This window comes from Pseudoalteromonas sp. SW0106-04 (assembly GCF_001293805.1).
GTDB lineage: Bacteria > Pseudomonadota > Gammaproteobacteria > Enterobacterales > Alteromonadaceae > Pseudoalteromonas > Pseudoalteromonas ruthenica.
The window spans coordinates 44,773-62,811 of record NZ_BCAI01000007.1 but is presented as its reverse complement, the minus strand read 5'-3'; the positions used below and the strand labels follow the sequence as shown (position 1 = coordinate 62,811).

General features: G+C 48.5%; 14 protein-coding genes. 9 read left to right on the top strand and 5 right to left on the bottom strand.

Annotated features, from left to right (window positions below):
• Nucleotides 1-31: 31 nt before the first annotated feature.
• The gene (locus W04_RS09600) at nt 32-574 is read left to right on the top strand and encodes a hypothetical protein (protein ID WP_053910672.1); all 543 of its coding nucleotides are present in this window, start codon (nt 32-34) and stop codon (nt 572-574) included.
• Nucleotides 575-578: 4 nt separating this feature from the next.
• On the opposite strand, the gene W04_RS09595 is transcribed toward W04_RS09600, so the two are convergent.
• Complete coding sequence (locus W04_RS09595) at nt 579-1,820, bottom strand: NRAMP family divalent metal transporter (protein ID WP_053910671.1); 1,242 nt, start codon at nt 1,818-1,820, stop codon at nt 579-581.
• Nucleotides 1,821-2,041: 221 nt separating this feature from the next.
• Here W04_RS09595 and W04_RS09590 point away from each other — a divergent pair, with 221 nt between their 5' ends.
• The 6 genes from W04_RS09590 to W04_RS09565 all read left to right on the top strand — a co-directional run bounded on the left by W04_RS09590 (nt 2,042) and on the right by W04_RS09565 (nt 9,807).
• Complete coding sequence (locus tag W04_RS09590) at nt 2,042-3,265, top strand: porin (RefSeq protein ID WP_053910670.1); 1,224 nt, start codon at nt 2,042-2,044, stop codon at nt 3,263-3,265.
• Between the two features lies 1 nt (nt 3,266).
• The gene (locus tag W04_RS09585) at nt 3,267-3,695 is read left to right on the top strand and encodes a hypothetical protein (RefSeq protein WP_053910669.1); all 429 of its coding nucleotides are present in this window, start codon (nt 3,267-3,269) and stop codon (nt 3,693-3,695) included.
• Nucleotides 3,685-5,235: a sensor domain-containing diguanylate cyclase gene (locus tag W04_RS09580; protein WP_053910668.1), complete on the top strand. Its 1,551-nt coding sequence runs from the start codon at nt 3,685-3,687 to the stop codon at nt 5,233-5,235. Before W04_RS09585 ends, W04_RS09580 begins: the two co-directional genes overlap by 11 nt.
• A 243-nt stretch (nt 5,236-5,478) precedes the next feature.
• Nucleotides 5,479-7,338 (top strand): alkaline phosphatase PhoX, encoded by a 1,860-nt coding sequence (locus W04_RS09575; RefSeq protein WP_053910667.1) that lies wholly within the window; start codon nt 5,479-5,481, stop codon nt 7,336-7,338.
• 67 nt (nt 7,339-7,405) lie between these two features.
• Nucleotides 7,406-9,109 (top strand): hypothetical protein, encoded by a 1,704-nt coding sequence (locus tag W04_RS09570; RefSeq protein WP_053910753.1) that lies wholly within the window; start codon nt 7,406-7,408, stop codon nt 9,107-9,109.
• Nucleotides 9,109-9,807, top strand: a complete 699-nt coding sequence (locus W04_RS09565) for a manganese efflux pump (protein WP_053910666.1) — start codon at nt 9,109-9,111, stop codon at nt 9,805-9,807. Before W04_RS09570 ends, W04_RS09565 begins: the two co-directional genes overlap by 1 nt.
• A gap of 6 nt (nt 9,808-9,813) precedes the next feature.
• On the opposite strand, the gene W04_RS09560 is transcribed toward W04_RS09565, so the two are convergent.
• Complete coding sequence (locus W04_RS09560) at nt 9,814-10,320, bottom strand: DUF3087 domain-containing protein (RefSeq protein ID WP_022946447.1); 507 nt, start codon at nt 10,318-10,320, stop codon at nt 9,814-9,816.
• Nucleotides 10,321-10,430: 110 nt separating this feature from the next.
• Nucleotides 10,431-11,804, bottom strand: coding sequence for a Na+/H+ antiporter NhaC family protein (locus W04_RS09555; protein WP_045978496.1), 1,374 nt, complete (start codon nt 11,802-11,804; stop codon nt 10,431-10,433).
• 91 nt (nt 11,805-11,895) lie between these two features.
• Here W04_RS09555 and lysA point away from each other — a divergent pair, with 91 nt between their 5' ends.
• A complete protein-coding gene (gene lysA, locus W04_RS09550; protein ID WP_053910665.1) occupies nt 11,896-13,158 on the top strand; it encodes a diaminopimelate decarboxylase in 1,263 nt (420 codons plus the stop codon).
• 268 nt (nt 13,159-13,426) lie between these two features.
• The gene (locus W04_RS09545; protein WP_053910664.1) at nt 13,427-16,450 is read left to right on the top strand and encodes a TonB-dependent receptor; all 3,024 of its coding nucleotides are present in this window, start codon (nt 13,427-13,429) and stop codon (nt 16,448-16,450) included.
• Between the two features lie 44 nt (nt 16,451-16,494).
• On the opposite strand, the gene W04_RS09540 is transcribed toward W04_RS09545, so the two are convergent.
• Both W04_RS09540 and W04_RS09535 read right to left on the bottom strand, forming a co-directional pair.
• Nucleotides 16,495-17,475 carry an SRPBCC family protein gene (locus tag W04_RS09540; protein ID WP_053910663.1) on the bottom strand — a complete coding sequence of 327 codons (981 nt, stop codon included), beginning with the start codon at nt 17,473-17,475 and terminating at the stop codon, nt 16,495-16,497.
• The gene (locus tag W04_RS09535) at nt 17,472-17,915 is read right to left on the bottom strand and encodes an FAD-binding oxidoreductase (protein ID WP_157576377.1); all 444 of its coding nucleotides are present in this window, start codon (nt 17,913-17,915) and stop codon (nt 17,472-17,474) included. The genes W04_RS09540 and W04_RS09535 overlap by 4 nt, the downstream gene beginning before the upstream one ends.
• Nucleotides 17,916-18,039: the final 124 nt, after the last annotated feature.

Here is an 18,039-nt window from a genome sequence, read left to right as displayed (position 1 = left end):
CATCAAATGGAATTGGATTTAGCACCGAAAGATGAAACCACTGCCACCACTTCATACCCACATAGCAATCATACTTGGGTTTTCTTTACTCACGATTTGGTCAATTTGGTGGACATTCACAAGTACCGTGCCTGATCTTATCCAGCGTTTTACCTTACTGGATAACAGCTACCCATTAGTAGTAGAAAAACCTTACGCTATCGGTTATGTCAGCCTATGTTTGGTATTTATAGCCGCAAATATCTTTCTTTTAGGTACGTTCTATTATCGTCTTAAGAAGCAAGGCGAGAAAATCCCGGTCATGGAGCGAAAGGTGATCATCGCTTTAGGAGTTATTGCTGTTGTCGCCATCACCACTATTATTTCGAGCCAACTGCTTTGGCGCGATAAAGCAACGGCGTTAGGCTATCAACCTTGCCCTGCATTTACGCTACTAATCGATAAATCAGGTCGCACCGCTTGGGTTAAAGACACAGCATTGTGTGAAGATAAAATTGTTAAGAAAGTTCTTTCCTATGGCTCTTTCAAGGAGATGCAAGACATCCGGACTTTACAAATAAACCGTGCTAAATAGGTGTTTAACTCGGCCAAAACTGTAGGGCGACAAAACCCAGGCTAAAGCTAATTAAATAGGCCATGCCCAACCAGCTTAACGCCTTTAACCAAGTTGGTTGATTGATCTTTGCCTGTTTGACCAAACGCATATTAAGCCATGCAAATACCGGCGTGGTTAAAAAGGCAAGGGTCATGGCAAAGGTAAGCATTTCTTTTAAGTTGCTTTTAAAAAATAAGATCACTGCCATCCCGGCGCCCGCTTGCAGTATCAACCAAGAGTGGAGATGACGTGGTAGCAACCGACGATTCATTAGCTTGGCACTGGTAAACAGCGTGCGGGCATAGCCATCTAGCACCGTAAGCGTGGTGCCCAACATACATAAGAACGCCACGGCGGCAATCAGCCAACGCGACCACTCACCTATGGTTTGCGTATACATATCGATGAGCTGCTGTGCAAACGCGACCCCAGCCAAAGCAATCTCACTGCTGCTGCCGTATTGTATCAACACCCCTAAGGCAAAAAATACCACAGCCAGGACTGCGGTGGCGACATACCCCAAGTTAAAGTCGAACAAGCCGGTGTTTGTCGTTATCGTGGTATTGCGCCGCTTTGCTTGCAGCCACAGTGAGTTAAGCGCGGAGATTTCGATGGGTGCGGGCATCCATCCCATCATCACCACAATAAAGCTAAGTGCTGCCAGCGAAAAGAGGTCGGGCGCTTGGAACTCTGCACTCATCGCCATCGGCGCACCGCCGCTTTGCACCAAGGCAATAGCCAATGCACCTAGCGTGCTCAACGCCAGTACCGCCATAATCACTTTAGCCACGCTGTCTAAGGCGCGATAATGGCCTAACAATAGCAATATCAGACAAAACAACAGTATCAGGGCTGATAACGCCGTTAACCCAAGCACTCCACCGAGCATATAATGGGCCAGCGCCGCCGTTAATAGCAGTACCCCAGCAGTGTTAACAACCGCTGCAATCAGATTCAAAGCCACAAAGCTATAAAAAAAACCAGGCCCCTGCTTTTTGTAACCCTCGACTAGGTTGTCGTTGGTCGCCAAGGTGTAATGCACGCCGAAACGAAAAAAAGGGTATTTAAGCGCATTCACGGCGATGATCAGCCATAACAACGGCCACCCAAATAACGCACCGGCTTGGGTTGAAGCAACCAGGTGTGAGCCGCCGATGGCGGCGGTCGCCATTAATATTCCCGGCCCTAAAGCCTTTACATACTGCGTATAATTCACTAACTGCATGGGTTTTTCTTATATTTTTTTCTAGGCTCTCAGGCTAGGTGGAATCATCATTCAATTCAAGTACATAGTGCACTATTTTTAATCAACTTAGGTGCTCGAATAGCAAACAGGACTGACTACTTAGTTGCCAGTTGCAGCTAACCTTCTTATAATTCGCCGCGATTCGTAAGCAAGGAGCCCACATCAGGCTCCTTTTTTTATGGCTAAATTTCAGAGGCATCATGCGCTTATTTCGTTCACTTAGTGGTTTTTCATTGCTTATTAGTAGCGCGGCAGCACTGGCACAACCCGCTCAACTTAGCGGCTTTGCCACTGTCGGCGTAAGCTATAATGAATCCGAGCAATACGGGTTTCGTACTGATGTATCGGTAACCGACGGTAAAACAAACTCTGAATTAGACTTTTCCTCGTTGTCGCGATTAGGCATTCAGTTACACAAGCAGTTTAATACTCAGTGGGGCTTTACGGGCCAGTGGGTACTCAAAAGCCACCCCGACTATAGCCTTGGCGATGTTACCCAACTGGCCTTTTTGAGTTACTCACCAAAGCCAAACTGGACCATCAAAGCCGGGCGTACCGCGTTTGATTTGTTTATGATGAGTCCTTATCGCAACATAGGCTATGCCTATACAGCGACCCACGCACCCATTGAGTTTTATGGCCTTATTCCCCATCGCAGCATTGATGGTATCGAACTATCTTCAGCCCACGCCACCGATCAGGGGATGTTCTCCACACGCTGGTATTACGGCAAGTCAAAAGATTACCTTACAAATTTCGATTTTCAATGGCGAATTGCTCTTGATGATATCGCTGGCGCTACGCTCACACTAGAGCAAGGTAACTGGCTTTGGCGAGCCAATTATACCCAAGCCTATATCGATAATGAGCCCGACCATTACGCCCAACTACGCGAGCTGGCGCAAAGTGTGCCTGAACAAATCTGGCCTCAAGCACAAGATATTGCCAAGCGTTTCAAAACGGTGGATACACGGTTGCAGTACGTGACCTTAGGCGCAAAGTACGATAACGGTCAGTACTATGTGCAATCGGAAATTGCCCGTGTCAGTGCTGATTCAGACATTCTCTCACATTTGCACAACGGTTATGTCGTTTTCGGCACAAGATGGCAAGATTTCACTGTGCAACTGGGTTACTCAGTGACGCATGGCAAGCGCCAGCAGATTGATAAACCACGACTAACAAACCCCCTTGCCGATGAACTGCATTTTCAGCTTGAGCGCGGCTTTAACTATTACGTCAACGATCAGTCAACAACTTCGCTCAGCACTCGCTATGATTTTCGCGCTGATATGGCGGCTAAACTGCAGCTCGAGTACATTGATTTAGACAGCAGCGATAACCAATTTATGCTGCGCCGCGAGGTGTTTTCTACGCCAGAATCGTTCACCGTTGTAAGCGCGACGATTGATTGGGTGTTCTAGTATGAGAGCCTTCATCATCACGTGCGCACTTTACGCTTTATTGAGCGCTGTTGCGTACGGACAAGAAAAAATAGCCGTTATAGTTAATAAGGCAAACCCTACGCAAAGTTTAACCACCAAGCAGTTAGTTGACTTGTATATGGGTCGACTTATCGCTTTTCCCTCTGGGGAACATGCCGCACCTTTGGACATGCAACTGGATTCATTGCTGCGTGAGCAGTTCTATCAAGGTCTAACTAAGCGTCCGATTGGCAGCATTAATGCTTATTGGTCACGGGTCAAGTTCAGTGGCCATGCAAAACCGCCTTTAACTATGGCAAGCAGCGCTGAGGTAATAAAAAGGGTCCGAGAAATTGACAATGCCATCGGCTATGTAAAGCTTAAAGAAGTCACTAACGACGTGAAGGTAGTTTATACTCTTGTTCAATAAACATAGCCTGATCCTGCGCTTAGCCATTGCGCTTGTACTCACTTCGTTAATCGTTGGCGTTATCGCAGTGAAATACTATTACCGTAGCGTCTACCAGCAGGAGGTAGAGAAAGCCAACCTTGCAATTGCTCAGCTGCATATGACAGTCTCGAGCACTGCCTCTATTGCCGCTTACTTGCAAGACGAAGACTTAGCAATCGAAGTTATCAGTGGCCTGTTAAAGAACGACAGTATTCTTGCCGCGCAAATCCAAGGCACTCAGCCATTAGCCAGTCAAGGAGAAGGTGATTGGCAGCAAGCAAAAACTTTCACCTTGTATAATCCCTTTTTCGCCAATGAGGCGGTCGGACAAATGCGTCTATTACCGGCCTGGTCCATGATAGAACAGCGAGCACGGTCGATAGCGCAATCCAGTGCGCAACTATTGGTCTTTCAAACCCTCGCGGTATTACTCACCTTTACGATTTTGGCTTATTTTATAATTACCAAGCCGATGGCGCGACTTAACACTCAGCTTAAGGGCATCACCCCCGGCGGCGATAATCGCTTGCATACCCCATTCGCGCACAACGCCAGTGAAATAGGCGAAATTACCCACAGTATTAACGCTATGCTTGCGCAAACAGAGCGCCTCTTTAACCAAGAGCGGGCTCTGCGCTCAGAGGTACAAAAGCTAGAAGGTCGGCTACGCTTATTATTCGAGCATGCGGCGTCGGCAATGATCCTCGCCCGCCGCGAAGGCAATATCATCCTTTATAACGCGTCCACAGAGCGGCTGTTTAACCGCCTCGGTATTCCTTTGGAAAAAGATTTGTATCAGCTTGTGGCGCGCACTTTTAATGAGCCAGAAAAAATCATCCGCTCTATTCGCAACTCCTTAGATCAGCATGATATTGCCACCGGTGAGTATCAGCTATGCACTGACTGCCAACAAGATTGCATTTGGGCTCATATTCTTGTTACCCGCAGCTATGGTAAGGAACAAGATACCTACCTACAGATTTTTATTAATGATATTACTCGCCACAAAAAAATGGTCGCTGAGCTTAACGAAGCAGCCACCACAGACCGTTTAACAGGCTTATTTAACCGTCTAGGAGGCGAACAGGCGGCGCAACAACGCCTTGATAACGACCAAGACATTACCTTGATGTTGATTGATCTTGACGGCTTTAAACCGATCAATGATGTGTATGGCCACGATGCAGGCGACGACATCCTTTGCCATGTGGCAACACAACTACAACACCATGTGCGCAAAGAGGATGTATGTATTCGTTGGGGTGGTGATGAGTTTGTCATCATTCTCGATGCGCTTGAACAAACACCGGCGTTACACCTTGCCGACAAACTCCGAGAGACGCTCAGCCAAGCCACACGATTGGACAATGGCGAGCAAGTGAGTGTCGGCGCCAGCATAGGTATCGCCACTTCCCCTAGACACGGTACCACCTTACAAGATCTAGTGATTGCCGCCGATCAAGCCATGTACAAGGTAAAAAACCAGCAAAAAAATGCCGTTGCTATGGCTGGTATTTAGCCAAACTCAGCGCCTCTATTTTGATATAGCGGATGCACATACCTCTCTACAAAAACGTTATAAAGTCACATTAGTGTATTATAAGTACCACAAAAAGGTCTTCTTTTGTCCATCACTTTGCAATAACCGCTCCCTAGTATAAGCCCCGCTTTCAACAGGCAATTATATCGCTGCAGCGAGACCTTAGGTCGCAGTATCGACTGCAACATTGATTAAATAACTATAAGTGAAGGGGCGTTTCACATGCTTAATACTAAGCTAAAATTATCTTTTTTGACTGCTTCCATGGTCTTAGCGTTGGCAGCCTGCGATGGCGACGACGGTGAACAAGGTCTGCAAGGCCCGGTTGGTGAACAAGGCCCAGCTGGACAGGATGGCGCCGATGGCCAAGATGGAGCAAGTGGCGAAGACGGCGCAAATGCACAAGCAAGTGGTAAATTAACACGCTTGGCAACTGTACCTGCTGGAGCTGAAGTGACCGGGGCATTCTTAACTCGTCAGGGGGATTTGTTTTTCAATGTTCAGCACCCTGATGACACCAATGCTGCCATGGATGAGTTCAATGGCCGCGCTATCAATCGTGGTACCGTAGGCGTGCTAGCGGGCGTAAACTTCAACCAGCTGCCTAAAAATATCGTTAGCTCACCAGTGCCAGAATCGGATTATGAGCGTCAAACCGTGGTGTCAGCGGTTGGCCAATACCAAGTATTAGGCCAGACCGGTGATACCTTTGCTGATTTAGGTGATAAAGGCTTGCCCGGTGGGTTAGGTGTACATTACTCCATGGTCGGCAATGAGAAAATTATTGAGAATGAAAACCCAGATTTTAACGGCTTTATCCCTACTAGCGACAATGAGGGCTACTTATTCACGAACTGGGAGTCATACCCTGGGGGAGTTAGCCGCTTAAAGCTAAGCAAAAATACTCAAGGTACTTGGTCAATCGCTGAAGCCATGATGGTTGATTTCGATAATGTTTGGGGCACCGCAGCTAACTGCTTTGGTTCAGTGTCTCCTTGGGGCACCCCATTAACCTCAGAAGAGTGGATTGTGCGCTCAAGCGTTGATTCAACCACCGACGCCAGTTGGAATGACCCAGCAGACACCAGTACCGATGGTCTTGAGATGCTTACAGCACCGGATTTCCCTAACCCCTACCGTTATGGCTACATTGCTGAAATCACCGCGCCCACCAGCGCCAATCCAGAAGTGGTAAAACACTACACTATTGGCCGCTATGAGCATGAAAACTCAGTGGTTATGCCGGATAGAAAAACCGTGTACTCGTCACAAGATGATACCGGTGGGGTGTTGTTTAAATTTGTCGCCGATACCCCGGAAGATTTGAGTGCTGGCACATTATACGGGGCAAAATTGACTCAGGATGAAGGCCTTAGTGACCCAGCGGTCACAGGGTTTGATGTTGAATGGGTGGCTCTGGCCAGTGGCGATAACACCACAATTGCAGCTTGGATTGCTGATTATGATGGCATTGATACCAGTGATTATGTTGCAGGTAAAACCAGCTATATGAGCATGGCTGACGTGCAGGCCTGGGCTGATGGCGCCACTCATTACCCAAGTGAAGCACAAGGCGGAAGCCCTGTTACCGCTGGTGAGCCTATGGATGACCGTGCGGCCTTTTTAGAGTCTCGCCAAGCAGCTCGCTTAAAAGGAGCCACCGCAGAGTGGCGTAAGCTCGAAGGCATTAGTATCAATCATGACCGCGTCATGGAAGCAATCACTGGCCAAGATATGATTGCTGATGAAATCGTCACCGAAGCGTTTATGTATATTGGTATCGCTGATATCGATAACACCATGATTGACGATGAGGGAGACATGCAATTATCCAATCGCGTGGAAGACTGTGGTGGCTTATATCGTGCACACATAGACAGCAACTACAGCCTCACTCGTATTGAGCCTGTGGTAATGGGTTCCACCTATCGCCGCAGTCTTGATGGCGCAGCACGTTGTGACGTAGAGCAGTTATCACAACCAGATAACACCATTGTCATGCGCGATGGTCGCGTGATCATCGGTGAGGATGGATTCCAAGAAAACAACACCCTTTGGTTGTACGACCCAGCGGGCAACTAATCCTCGCACTCTATGAGGGGGTTGCCCCCCTCATTTACCTATAACTTCCCATCGGTGTGCCATTATGATGAAACTTAACTCGGCGCTGGCCCTTGCACTGGCTGTTTTGCTGTGTGCATGCTCGGAACAACAGCGTACGCAACCATTATTAACGAATACAACTACCAGTGAGAGCGCAGACTTTGCCTACCAGCCCACAGAGCAAATTCCTGCAACCGCCTATTTAAAGCATGGTGCAGTGTATAACCCTGAGTCGGTGATCCCGCCGCAGTGCTACACTAAAACACAAGGTAAACATAACCCTTGCTACGCCTGTCATCAGACAGACCGCCAAGACAGCAAACGTCCGAACCAAATGAATGATGGTAATTTGCAAGGTGAATACCAGTTCTCGGATTTGGGAATGAAGAATCATTGGCGTAATTTATTTATTGATCGCAGTGAGATGATCGCATCTATTTCCGATGAAGAAATAAAGCAGTGGATAAACGAAGATAACTATTCGCCATTTATTGAAAAACTGCAGGCAGACAGCGAGTGGCAAGGTGAAATAGCGCATATTCAAAACCTTGCTTATCCGCAGCAAGCCTTTGATGAGCTTGGTTTTGCTCGCGACAAGAGCCACTGGGTTGCGTTTAATTACAAGCCCTTCCCTAGCACCTTTTGGCCCACCAACGGCTCCACCGGTGATGTGATGATCCGCCTTGGTGCCCCCTTTCGTGAACTTAACGGGCAATATAATCAAGATGTATACATTGCCAACCTCAGCTTAGTGGAGATGGCCATCAAGGGCTTAGAGCAATTGAGTACGCCTTCTATCTCCGAGCAAGCGATCGGTGTAGATCTTAACGGCAACAACCGGCTCGAAAAGCAAATACACGCTATTGGCAAACGCAGTCACTACTTAGGCGATGCCCAAGATATCGAATTGGCTTACCAGCTCTACCCTCAAGAGACTGAGTTTTTACACACCGTGCGTTACATTGGCGTGGACCCACAAGGACGTATTTATAATGCACCACGCATGAAAGAAGTACGCTACATGCGCAAACACAACTTTAAATCAAAAGCACGCTTGGCTTCTTTCTATTACAGTGAGGCGAAAGAGAAGCACTTCGAGAAACTGCCACGCACTCGACCATTGGGTGATAAAGGCATTAATAATATGTTTGGGTGGACCATCAATGGCTATATCGAAGATGAGCAAGGGCAACTACGCCACCAAGACATTCAGGAAATGGCATTTTGCAATGGCTGCCATAAAACCGTGGGAGCGACGTTTGATCAAACCTTTTCCTTTCCACGCAAAGTCACAGGGCGAGAAGGCTGGGGCTATATAAACTTGGCAAGTATGCACGATGCACCCAACATTGGTGAAACCCAAGGCGAGTTTTTAACTTACCTTCAACGAGTGGGAGGTGGCGATGAATTCCGACAGAACAAAGAAATGCTGCGACGTTGGTTCAACTTAGATGGCAGTGTGAATAAAGCCAAGGTGACAGCCATCGACAGCATTTACGAGTTGATCACTCCCTCACCACGCCGAGCACTGGACCTAAATAAAGCGTATCGCACAATTGTCGCTGAGCAGAGCTATTTATTTGGCCGTGATGCAACCATTGCCAAGGCCACTAACGTATTACAGCAAGTAGATGAATCTCAGGCGCCACTCGAAGAGCAACATCGGTACGTTTGGGATATGCGCCTAGACTGGGAGCATGTTCAGCGACGCGATGAAGCCCGCACGCCCACTGTTCAGGAGAGTGAGTGATGGGCACACCCATAGAAGCTTTTGTATTAGCAAGTCTGCTCATGGGCTTAGGAATTGGTGCTGATGTCGCCATCACCACCCTAACCCAAGCCAAACAACTCATGAGTCGGCGCAGCGTATTCACTTGGATAGCGGGGGTCACACTAACACATACGGTGTTTCCTATGCTTGGTTACCTCGCGGCTTACTTTAGCGTGCAGCAAGTCCCCGTACTCACTCCAATTGTCGGAATTATCGCATTCATATTTGTAGGTTATTACTTGATCTGTGAGTATCGCTGCAATAGCGAGCAGGCCCCTGGTATAGACCCCAAATTACTGAGTGCGGCACTGATCGTTACCGTTAGTTGGGATGCACTATGGTCGGGGCCGGCTAAATCTGCACAAGTTATAGACTGGGCGCAGTGGATGGTGTGGTTGTCATTTGTGATAGTGGGTCTGGTGGTCGCGCTCTTGGCAGTCGCTAGCTTACACCTTGGCCGCAAAGCTGTGCTTTATGCGCCAACGCACTTCAGCCAACAGTTTGGCCTGTGGTTACAGTATTCGGTGATTAGCTATTTCGCGGTACTGGCTTTGCTGCGCTATACCTTTGCTTGGGATACCCCTTGGTGGGCTATTTGGGCACTGTGTGCGATTATTAACGCACTGCTATTAGCGCTTCGCAAGGTAGGCCAAGCAGGCACACCTAAGTGTGCTTAGCCAAGCTTAAAATTGCTTAAGGGTGCTGCTATGATAACGCTCCGCGCTGGGCTCAACTTGGTAACGTTCGGCTAAGGTGTCCAGTTTGGCTTGCTCCAGTGCTAATTCGTCCATGGTGATGGTGTTATCGTCAAGTTGCCAAAGCTGGCGCGAGCCAGAATAACTGAACTGCAAGGCATGCATGGCCTCGACATTGCCTTGCTCCGCCGCCGCCTTAATTTTACGCAGGCGGCGCGTGATCTGATTCAGCGCCTGTTTTAAATGCCATACATACAGCACTTCTCGCAAATACGGGTGGTGTTGCACACGTTTAAGCACCAAGGCAATGGCCGCACAGGTGATAATCACGCCGAGCAAGTTCCAGTGAAAATGACTGCCGGATGCACTGGGAAAAGCGATAATCAGTAATCGCGCAATGCCGAGACTCCCCAAGACCAAGGCACCAATACAGGCAGCTAAAACTCGGTTTAAATGCTTTCTATAACGCGCTTTATCGATTTGCTGTAACTTCATAAGGGCAACCACAGATATAAAAACGCAGCGATTATAGCAAGCGCTGCGAGCAAAGTACTATCACTTATGGATAAACACTGGCCCACAGTCGTTGGCTATGGGCCTAGTTGTTAAATAACGATGAAACTCACCAATAGGTAAGCAATAAAAGTTAACGCACCGCCGAATAAAGCATAAGGCATTTGCGTTTTTACGTGAGTAAGCAGATCGGAGCCCGAAGCAATGGCAGACACCGCACTGGTATCAGAAATTGGTGAGCAGTGATCGCCGAACACGCCACCCCCTAAAATAGCGGCTATCACCAATGAAGGCGGTAATCCTAATGCTTGGATCAGCGGCACACCTATGGGTATTAAAATAGCAAAGGTGCCCCACGAGGTGCCGGTGGTAAAGGAGATCACCGCGCCGGTTACAAACAGCATTGGCACCACCAATACCAACGGCAGGTAATCGCCTACCAGTGAAGCAACAAACACCCCTGTACCGAGTTCTTTTAAACTCGCGCCCAAGGTCATCGATAGCAACACTATAGCCACCAATGGTAATAACTCTCCCATGCCTTTAAAGCCCATGTCCACCAATTGGTGATGGCTGAATTGGCGGCTTGTACTGAGTAAGAAATAAGCAACAACACAGGCTAAAATAGTTGCATACAACACCGATTTCGAGCCGCTGCCGCTGGCAATATCACCATTACCAGTCCAGAACATAAAACCAACCATAGAAACTATCAATGTCGCCAAGGGCACCAGCATAAAGCGTGCTTTGGTGCCTTTGTCCGCTGTTTCGTTAACCTCTAGGCGCTCCAGCTTTTGCTCGGCCACTTTCATTGGTCCGTGTACTTTATCAAAGGCGATAGTGTAGGCCACGATCAATAAGGCGATAATGGCATAAAAGTTATAACCGATACTGCCCCATAAGATAGACACCGCCGACTGCTCCAACTCATAGTTTTCTAACAGCCCAAGCACATAAGCGCCCCAACCATTAAGCAGAATTAAGATACACACTGGAGCACTGGTGCTATCAATTATATAGGCCAGACGCGCCCGGCTCATTTTAAATTTATCGAATAGGCCGCGTGAGAGGATCCCCGCAGTTAATACACTGAGGTTTGACTCGATAAATACGGCAATACCGGAAAACATGGTCAAAAAGCCCACCTGCCGCTTTGACTTTGCCACCCCTTTGCCTATTAACAGGTTTACGGTTGCCGCCACCCCGCCAGACTCGCGAATGTAGGCAAGCAGTGCACCGATAAGAATACTGAATAACAGCACGCGACTATTCCCCGCAGAGGACGCCGTTGCCACCACACGTTCTATAGTATTAATAAAAGTGAAGAAAAGTGTGTTACCGTCACCCTGGAGTGCAAGCAAAAACTCCGAAGAGGCCACCGCGACTAACAGCGCCATTATGACCTCTTTGCGCCAAAATACGATTGCAATGGCAATCAACGGCGGCAAAATGGAATACCAAGACATGTTGTTATCCTTGTTCTTATAAAGCTTGAATAGTCTTGCAAATGAGCATAGATTATTCAATTAATTTTAAATTTACTGTAATTTTTTAGTTATGCATCCACTTCCCTACTTCCCCTACGTGGGTCAGCAAATGCAAGTCGAAGGCCTTGCTATAGAAGCGCTTGCTCAGCAGGTGCCAACGCCCTTTTACTGTTATTCCAGTAAAGCGATTGCCAGCAATTACCAGCGCTACAGTGACGCATTTGCAGGGTTGGATAGCTTAATTTGTTATGCCGTAAAAGCCAACTCCAATCAGGCAATATTGGCGACCTTAGCGCGTTTAGGCGCCGGTGCCGACACCGTCTCTGAAGGCGAAATACGGCGTGCCCTAGCCGCCGGGATCAGCGCTGATAAAATCGTCTTTGCCGGCGTAGGCAAAAGTGTTGCCGAAATACGCTACGCTTTGGCGCAGGACATTTTACAGTTCAACGTAGAATCCGAACCGGAGCTGATGCGCATCAGCGAACAAGCGCACAGCATGGGCAAACGTGCGCGGGTCTCGATTCGTGTTAACCCGGATGTTGAAGCCAAGACCCATGCCAAAATCACCACGGGAATGGCCGAGAATAAATTCGGTATTGCCATCGACTTAGCCCCTGCACTTTATAAACGGGCCGCCACTCTGCCGGGCATTGAGGTGAGTGGTGTTGACGTACATATCGGCTCACAGTTAACCGAGCTGACCCCGTTTGACCAGGCCTTTAGTAAAGTTGCTGACCTGGTGACAAGCCTGCAGCACCAAGGTATTGATATCCAGGTCATCGATATTGGCGGCGGGCTTGGGATCAACTATGGAGAGCAATCCCAAGAGCCAGATATCACCACCTATGCTAGCTTTGCCAAAGCCCATTTAGGCCACCTTGGTTGTAAAATTATCGTCGAGCCGGGGCGTTCAATACTTGGCAATGCCGGGGTGTTAGTGTCACGCGTTGAGTATGTGAAAACCGGACAACAGCGTCACTTTTTAATTTTAGATGCGGCCATGAATGACCTTATTCGCCCCAGTATGTACGATGCCTATCATCACATTGTCACGGTCACCGAGCAAACGCAAAAGGTCACTTATGATATTGTCGGTCCGGTGTGTGAAACGGGGGACACTTTTGCCAAAGGCCGCACCATTGGCCAGTGCCAAAGTGGCGATTTGGTAGCGATTATGGGCGCAGGCGCCTATGGTGCAGTGATGGCCTCACATTACAATTCCCGCCTTAATGCTCCAGAAGTACTGGTAAAGGATGATCAATACAGTATTATTCGCGAGCGTATCGATTACGATACTCTTATTGCCATGGATTCCCTTCCCTCTTGGTTATAGCCTTAGAGCCAAGCCTACTTGGCTCTAATCAATTCATACTTATAACTTTTATATAGATAACTTACAGAAACCCAGGGGCACCTCAGGTGCTTAAGCGCGACTCCTTTTATATATTTTATTTTTACTTTAAGGAATAGTTAGAAAATTTTATTCTTGATTAATGATAGCAACACTTGTTTAATAGTTAAGCAACATTTGACGTTGCTCTTATACATCACAGGGTAAAAAGTCCAACCGATAAATAATTTATTATAAGGACGGGGATACAATGAAACAGATCACATCCGGGTTTAGCCTTAGCGCGTTAACACAGGCTACTGGCCTGGCGCTGCGCGCACCAAAAACGGCACTCACCTCCACTTTAATCGCTGCAGCCTTTGTTAGCGCCCCAGCGCTGGCGGCGCTCACCGGTGGCATCAAAGGCAAGGTGATTGCCGAGCAAACCGACCAATCCATGGCCGGAGTCACGGTCATCGCCACCAGTAACGTCATGCCGAAACCGCGACGAGCCGTAACCCGAGCAGATGGTAGCTATGACCTCCCGCAACTCAAACCGGGCACTTACGAGCTAACCTTTACCAATAAAGACGGTGCCAGTCAGCGTATGACGGTACAAGTGCTCTTGGAGCAAACCTCAAAGGTAGATGTGGCGCTGAGCATGACCGGCAGCAACACCGAAGTGATCACCGTTACTGGCAGTCGGCTATACCGCCAGGGTAATTCATCGTTGACCAACTCCTTAGGAGAAAGCGCCATTGAAGGCGTCCCCATCGGCCAAGATTATCGCGATCTACTGAAATTGGTCCCCGGTGTTGAGCTTTCTGAAAACTCCATCCTTGGCCCCTCAGCTGGCGGGTCTGGGGTCGATAACTCTTATGGTTTTGACGGCGTCAATGTCTCATTGCCGATGTTCGGCAACCTCGCCTCCGAGCCCTCGACGCATGATATTGAGTACGTAACCATGGATCGCGGCGGTGCTAAGGCTGTGGATTTTAACCGCTCCGGAGGCTTTGCTATCAATACCGTGTCCAAATCTGGCACCGACGAATTTCGCGGCGGCGTAGAATATAAAGTGCAGCCTAAAAGCCTCGTGGCGAGCCCTGTTGGTGAGGAAAGTTATGAGCTCGATAAAAGCTGGCTGACTGCAAGCCTAGGCGGCCCGCTGATTGAAGATACGCTGTATTTCTACACTTCTTACTACCGCCCGGAGGAAGAGCGCAGCAACAAGGGCACTGCTTATGGCGAGGTAAAAAATTATAAGAGCGTGCGCGATGAGTACTTTGGTAAGCTGACCTGGGCCCCTACTGACGACTTGCTGTTTAATATCTCGCAGCGGATGTCAGAGAAAACCCTTGAGGGCGACTCCATCGGTCAGTTTGAAGCCGACAGCGTCTCGGTGGGCGGGCAAACCGACCAAGATATTTTCACTGTTGATGGCTCGTGGCTGGTCGGCTCGGCCACCACACTCTCGTTCCAATACAGTAAGTTTGAGCTAGAAAGCGGCTCACGCCCTGATACAGAGCTTAGCGTGCAGCCTTCGCTATCGGCGCAACTCGATATCAATAATCTTGAGCAAATGGGTTACTTTAGTGTACCCACACCGTTGGATGCTGACTCAGGCTACACCGCAGAGCAAATAGCCGCTTTTAATAGCGCTGCGAATACGCTTATTGAACAATATGGATACAGCGAAAATGGTGTCAAAAAAGGCGGCGGCGGTGTTGGTGCGTATTATCGCTATGATAGTCAAGACTTCTACCGCGACTCCTTCGAGCTCGCCCTCGACCATGAATTTAGTTGGGGCGACAGCTATCACACTCTGCACTTTGGTGGCCAATGGTCTGAAGGTGAGGAAGTGCTCACACGCTTGTCAAACGGCTGGGGCCGTATTGAATACGTTGGCGGCTTGGACGAAAGCTTAGAACAAGGCAGTAGCACACCGGTGATTTACCGCGCCTTCGTTGAGCAAATGAGCCTCGTTGATAACCAAGGCGATACGGTGCCATCTATTATCTCGAGCACCGAAACCCTTAACTTTGAAATTAACGATACCATTGAAATCGGCGATTGGACCTACAACATTGGCGTTATGTTCAGCCAAGATACCTACTATGGCCAAGGGTTAAGAGCAAAGTCAGGAACGGTTTCTGGGTATGAATTAGCCCCGGGTAATAAATATCAAATGTACCAGACCGACTGGGCCGATATGGTGCAACCCCGCCTCGGCGTCACGTGGCACTATGCAGGCGAAGACTCGGTATTTGCCAACTTTGCCATGTATAACCCCGATACCAGCTCACTGGCTCGTGCTGCATCGTGGGACCGTAATACCCGTGGCGAGCAAGAAATCGAATTCGATAGCAATGGCAATATTATTTATGCAGAGCCACGCGGTGGCTCATCAGGTAAAGCGTTCGAGAAAGGCTTAAAACCACGGCGTATTAATGAGCTCACCGTGGGCACAACCAAATACATTGGCAGTGACTTGGTAGTACGCGCCCATGTGCGTCACCGCCGAGGCATGCACTTTTGGGAAGATATGCCCAATAACGCCAGATTAACCGATTACAGTGGCCTTGATGTGCCAGGTATTCCTGCCGATATCGCCGAGCAAGGACTCTTCATTGATAACCTCGATGCCATTCGCGAGGAAATTGGTGGCTCTTCTTATGTTATCGCCGAAGTACCCGGAGGCGAAACCAAATACTGGGAAGCCAGTCTTGAAGCTGAATACATGGGCGATAACACCTATGTCAACGCCTCCTATGTGTGGAGTCATTACTACGGTAATTTTGACCAAGACAACACCACAGCGACCAACGATGCCAATAACTTCGTCGGTTCGTCATTTTATGGTGACGGTCGCGGCCGTTACCCTTGGGACTACCGCTATGGCACCCTAGCCGGAGATAAACCACACCTATTCAAAGTCTACGGCTATTACACCACCCCTTGGGATGCGAACGTCGGTGCCTACTTTGTGTTTCAATCCGGTAAGCCTTGGGAAAAGTGGCATGGCACCCCCTACGGTTATGCTAGCGATACCAGCCGCTATGCCGAGCCCGCTGGCAGTCGCCGTAGCGCCAGTCATTGGCAGTTAGACCTCAATTACACTCAAGAATTCACGGTGTATAACGATGTGGCGATGCAATTTCGCGCCGATATTTTCAATGTTTTTGACCGTCAAACTGGGTATAACAACAATCCCTATTTTGATGACGAAAACTTCGCCGAGCCGCGCCAATACTATAGCCCTCGAAGAGTTCAACTGTCGGTCAAAGTCGAGTTCTAAGCTCCCCCCAGCAACCACTTAAAGCGCCGCTTGCGGCGCTTTTTTTAGCTTTGCTGTTCAGCAACATCAGCTTGCGCTCTGGTTTTCATAAGCTGTAGCAATGAAGTATGAAAATCATGAAAAATGACTTCTCCCCATAGGCGCGAATACAGGCCAAAATGAGTGTTATCTTCAACGCGAGTTCGTAACGTTAAACGACTTCTTTTACTATCAAGTACTTCTATAAAATAACCACCATCAAGTGGGGCAAAGTACTTGCCACCAAGTTTTACATGCTTATCCAAGGCGTTATCAGGGATACGCTCTGGATCAATATCAAAACGATAGGTCATTTGCTGATTTTCGACCCATGAAGTGATCACTTCATTAAATTGCACCTGCTTTTGCCAGTGACTGGTACGCACAGCTCCCACACCTTGACCAGACATATCTGCGGCGATTGGCTTAGGTACGCCAATGAGCGATGCGAAGGTGGTGGGTAACTCATTACTCTCAATCGTTGATACCGTTGCCAGTTGTCGCCAAACCGCTGTTGCTGGGGCGTTAATATCAATACTGTCTTCAATCACATAGGTGGCTGAACTAGTTAAAAAGTGCAACTCTAGCGGGGCAACAATCACAGGTAAAACAACGATGCTGAATAAGGCGCCACGCTTTTTACGATGCATCAAGCGCACACATAAACCTGCCGCCAACCCGCCTAGGCTCGCGCATAACATAAACGCGGGTAACGCCATGGCCACGCAAATACTGCCTTCCAGTAAGGTCACGACACTGACCACTAAAAATACAAAAATAGGCTGCCACGCTAAGGTAATCATTTTCGTATAAGACAGCGAGGGAGTGACTCTACATTGACAATAAATACGAATAAACCCGATCACAAAAGGGACTAAGAACATAAACGACAGGGTCACTAAACTACCCAGTGATTGTAGCGCTTCTACTTCCCATAACAGCCGAAAGCCGAGGCCATACAGAGCGCCCAGAACAATCCCCAAGTGCCGTGCGAATTTTTCTGTCATGGTCGCTCCTCATCGGAGGGAGCTTTAGGTAGTGAGTCAGGCACTAACTCTGCCAATCGCTTTTGCACCTGCTGCTGTTCGTCAATCGTTAATGCTCCATAGCTGCGAGCATAAGGCCAGCCATAGCCCCAGCGATACCAAGTTGGATAAAGTGGCCCACCACCGATCTGAACACCGATATGCATCAAGGTAGCGATTGCAGGCTCATCTAAATCGCGCACACACTGCGCTAATGCGGCATCGGCGGCATCGCGCTGCGTCTGAGTTCCACCTTGCCAATAGGCCAAGTCATGGCTAATACAACAATGCTGCCACTTAACGCTGTTTGTTAGGGTACCATCGGGGAACAAGCTACAACCATCAGTGGCAAAGGGGCGCAGCTCTGCGCCATGCGCGAACAGCGGCAACATAAATAACAGCCAGTGTGAAAGTTTAGTCATCCTATCTCCCGCTCACGCTGCTCATAAATAGCGAATGGACTGGACTTACATGCAATCCTAATCGGCATGTCTCTTCCTTGGGTAAGTAAAATAATTGGCCAGTTATTTAATAACGAATGCATTG

Excerpts from the sequence above, each read along its gene's own strand:
- W04_RS09545 (WP_053910664.1), top strand. The coding sequence starts at position 13,427 with ATGAAACAGATCACATCCGGGTTTAGCCTTAGCGCGTTAACACAGGCT.
- W04_RS09570 (WP_053910753.1), top strand. The coding sequence starts at position 7,406 with ATGAAACTTAACTCGGCGCTGGCCCTTGCACTGGCTGTTTTGCTGTGT.
- W04_RS09590 (WP_053910670.1), top strand. The coding sequence starts at position 2,042 with ATGCGCTTATTTCGTTCACTTAGTGGTTTTTCATTGCTTATTAGTAGC.
- W04_RS09535 (WP_157576377.1), bottom strand. The coding sequence starts at position 17,915 with ATGACTAAACTTTCACACTGGCTGTTATTTATGTTGCCGCTGTTCGCG.
- W04_RS09565 (WP_053910666.1), top strand. The coding sequence starts at position 9,109 with ATGGGCACACCCATAGAAGCTTTTGTATTAGCAAGTCTGCTCATGGGC.
- W04_RS09575 (WP_053910667.1), top strand. The coding sequence starts at position 5,479 with ATGCTTAATACTAAGCTAAAATTATCTTTTTTGACTGCTTCCATGGTC.
- W04_RS09600 (WP_053910672.1), top strand. The coding sequence starts at position 32 with ATGAAACCACTGCCACCACTTCATACCCACATAGCAATCATACTTGGG.
- W04_RS09555 (WP_045978496.1), bottom strand. The coding sequence starts at position 11,804 with ATGTCTTGGTATTCCATTTTGCCGCCGTTGATTGCCATTGCAATCGTA.
- W04_RS09595 (WP_053910671.1), bottom strand. The coding sequence starts at position 1,820 with ATGCAGTTAGTGAATTATACGCAGTATGTAAAGGCTTTAGGGCCGGGA.
- lysA (WP_053910665.1), top strand. The coding sequence starts at position 11,896 with ATGCATCCACTTCCCTACTTCCCCTACGTGGGTCAGCAAATGCAAGTC.
- W04_RS09560 (WP_022946447.1), bottom strand. The coding sequence starts at position 10,320 with ATGAAGTTACAGCAAATCGATAAAGCGCGTTATAGAAAGCATTTAAAC.
- W04_RS09585 (WP_053910669.1), top strand. The coding sequence starts at position 3,267 with ATGAGAGCCTTCATCATCACGTGCGCACTTTACGCTTTATTGAGCGCT.
- W04_RS09540 (WP_053910663.1), bottom strand. The coding sequence starts at position 17,475 with ATGACAGAAAAATTCGCACGGCACTTGGGGATTGTTCTGGGCGCTCTG.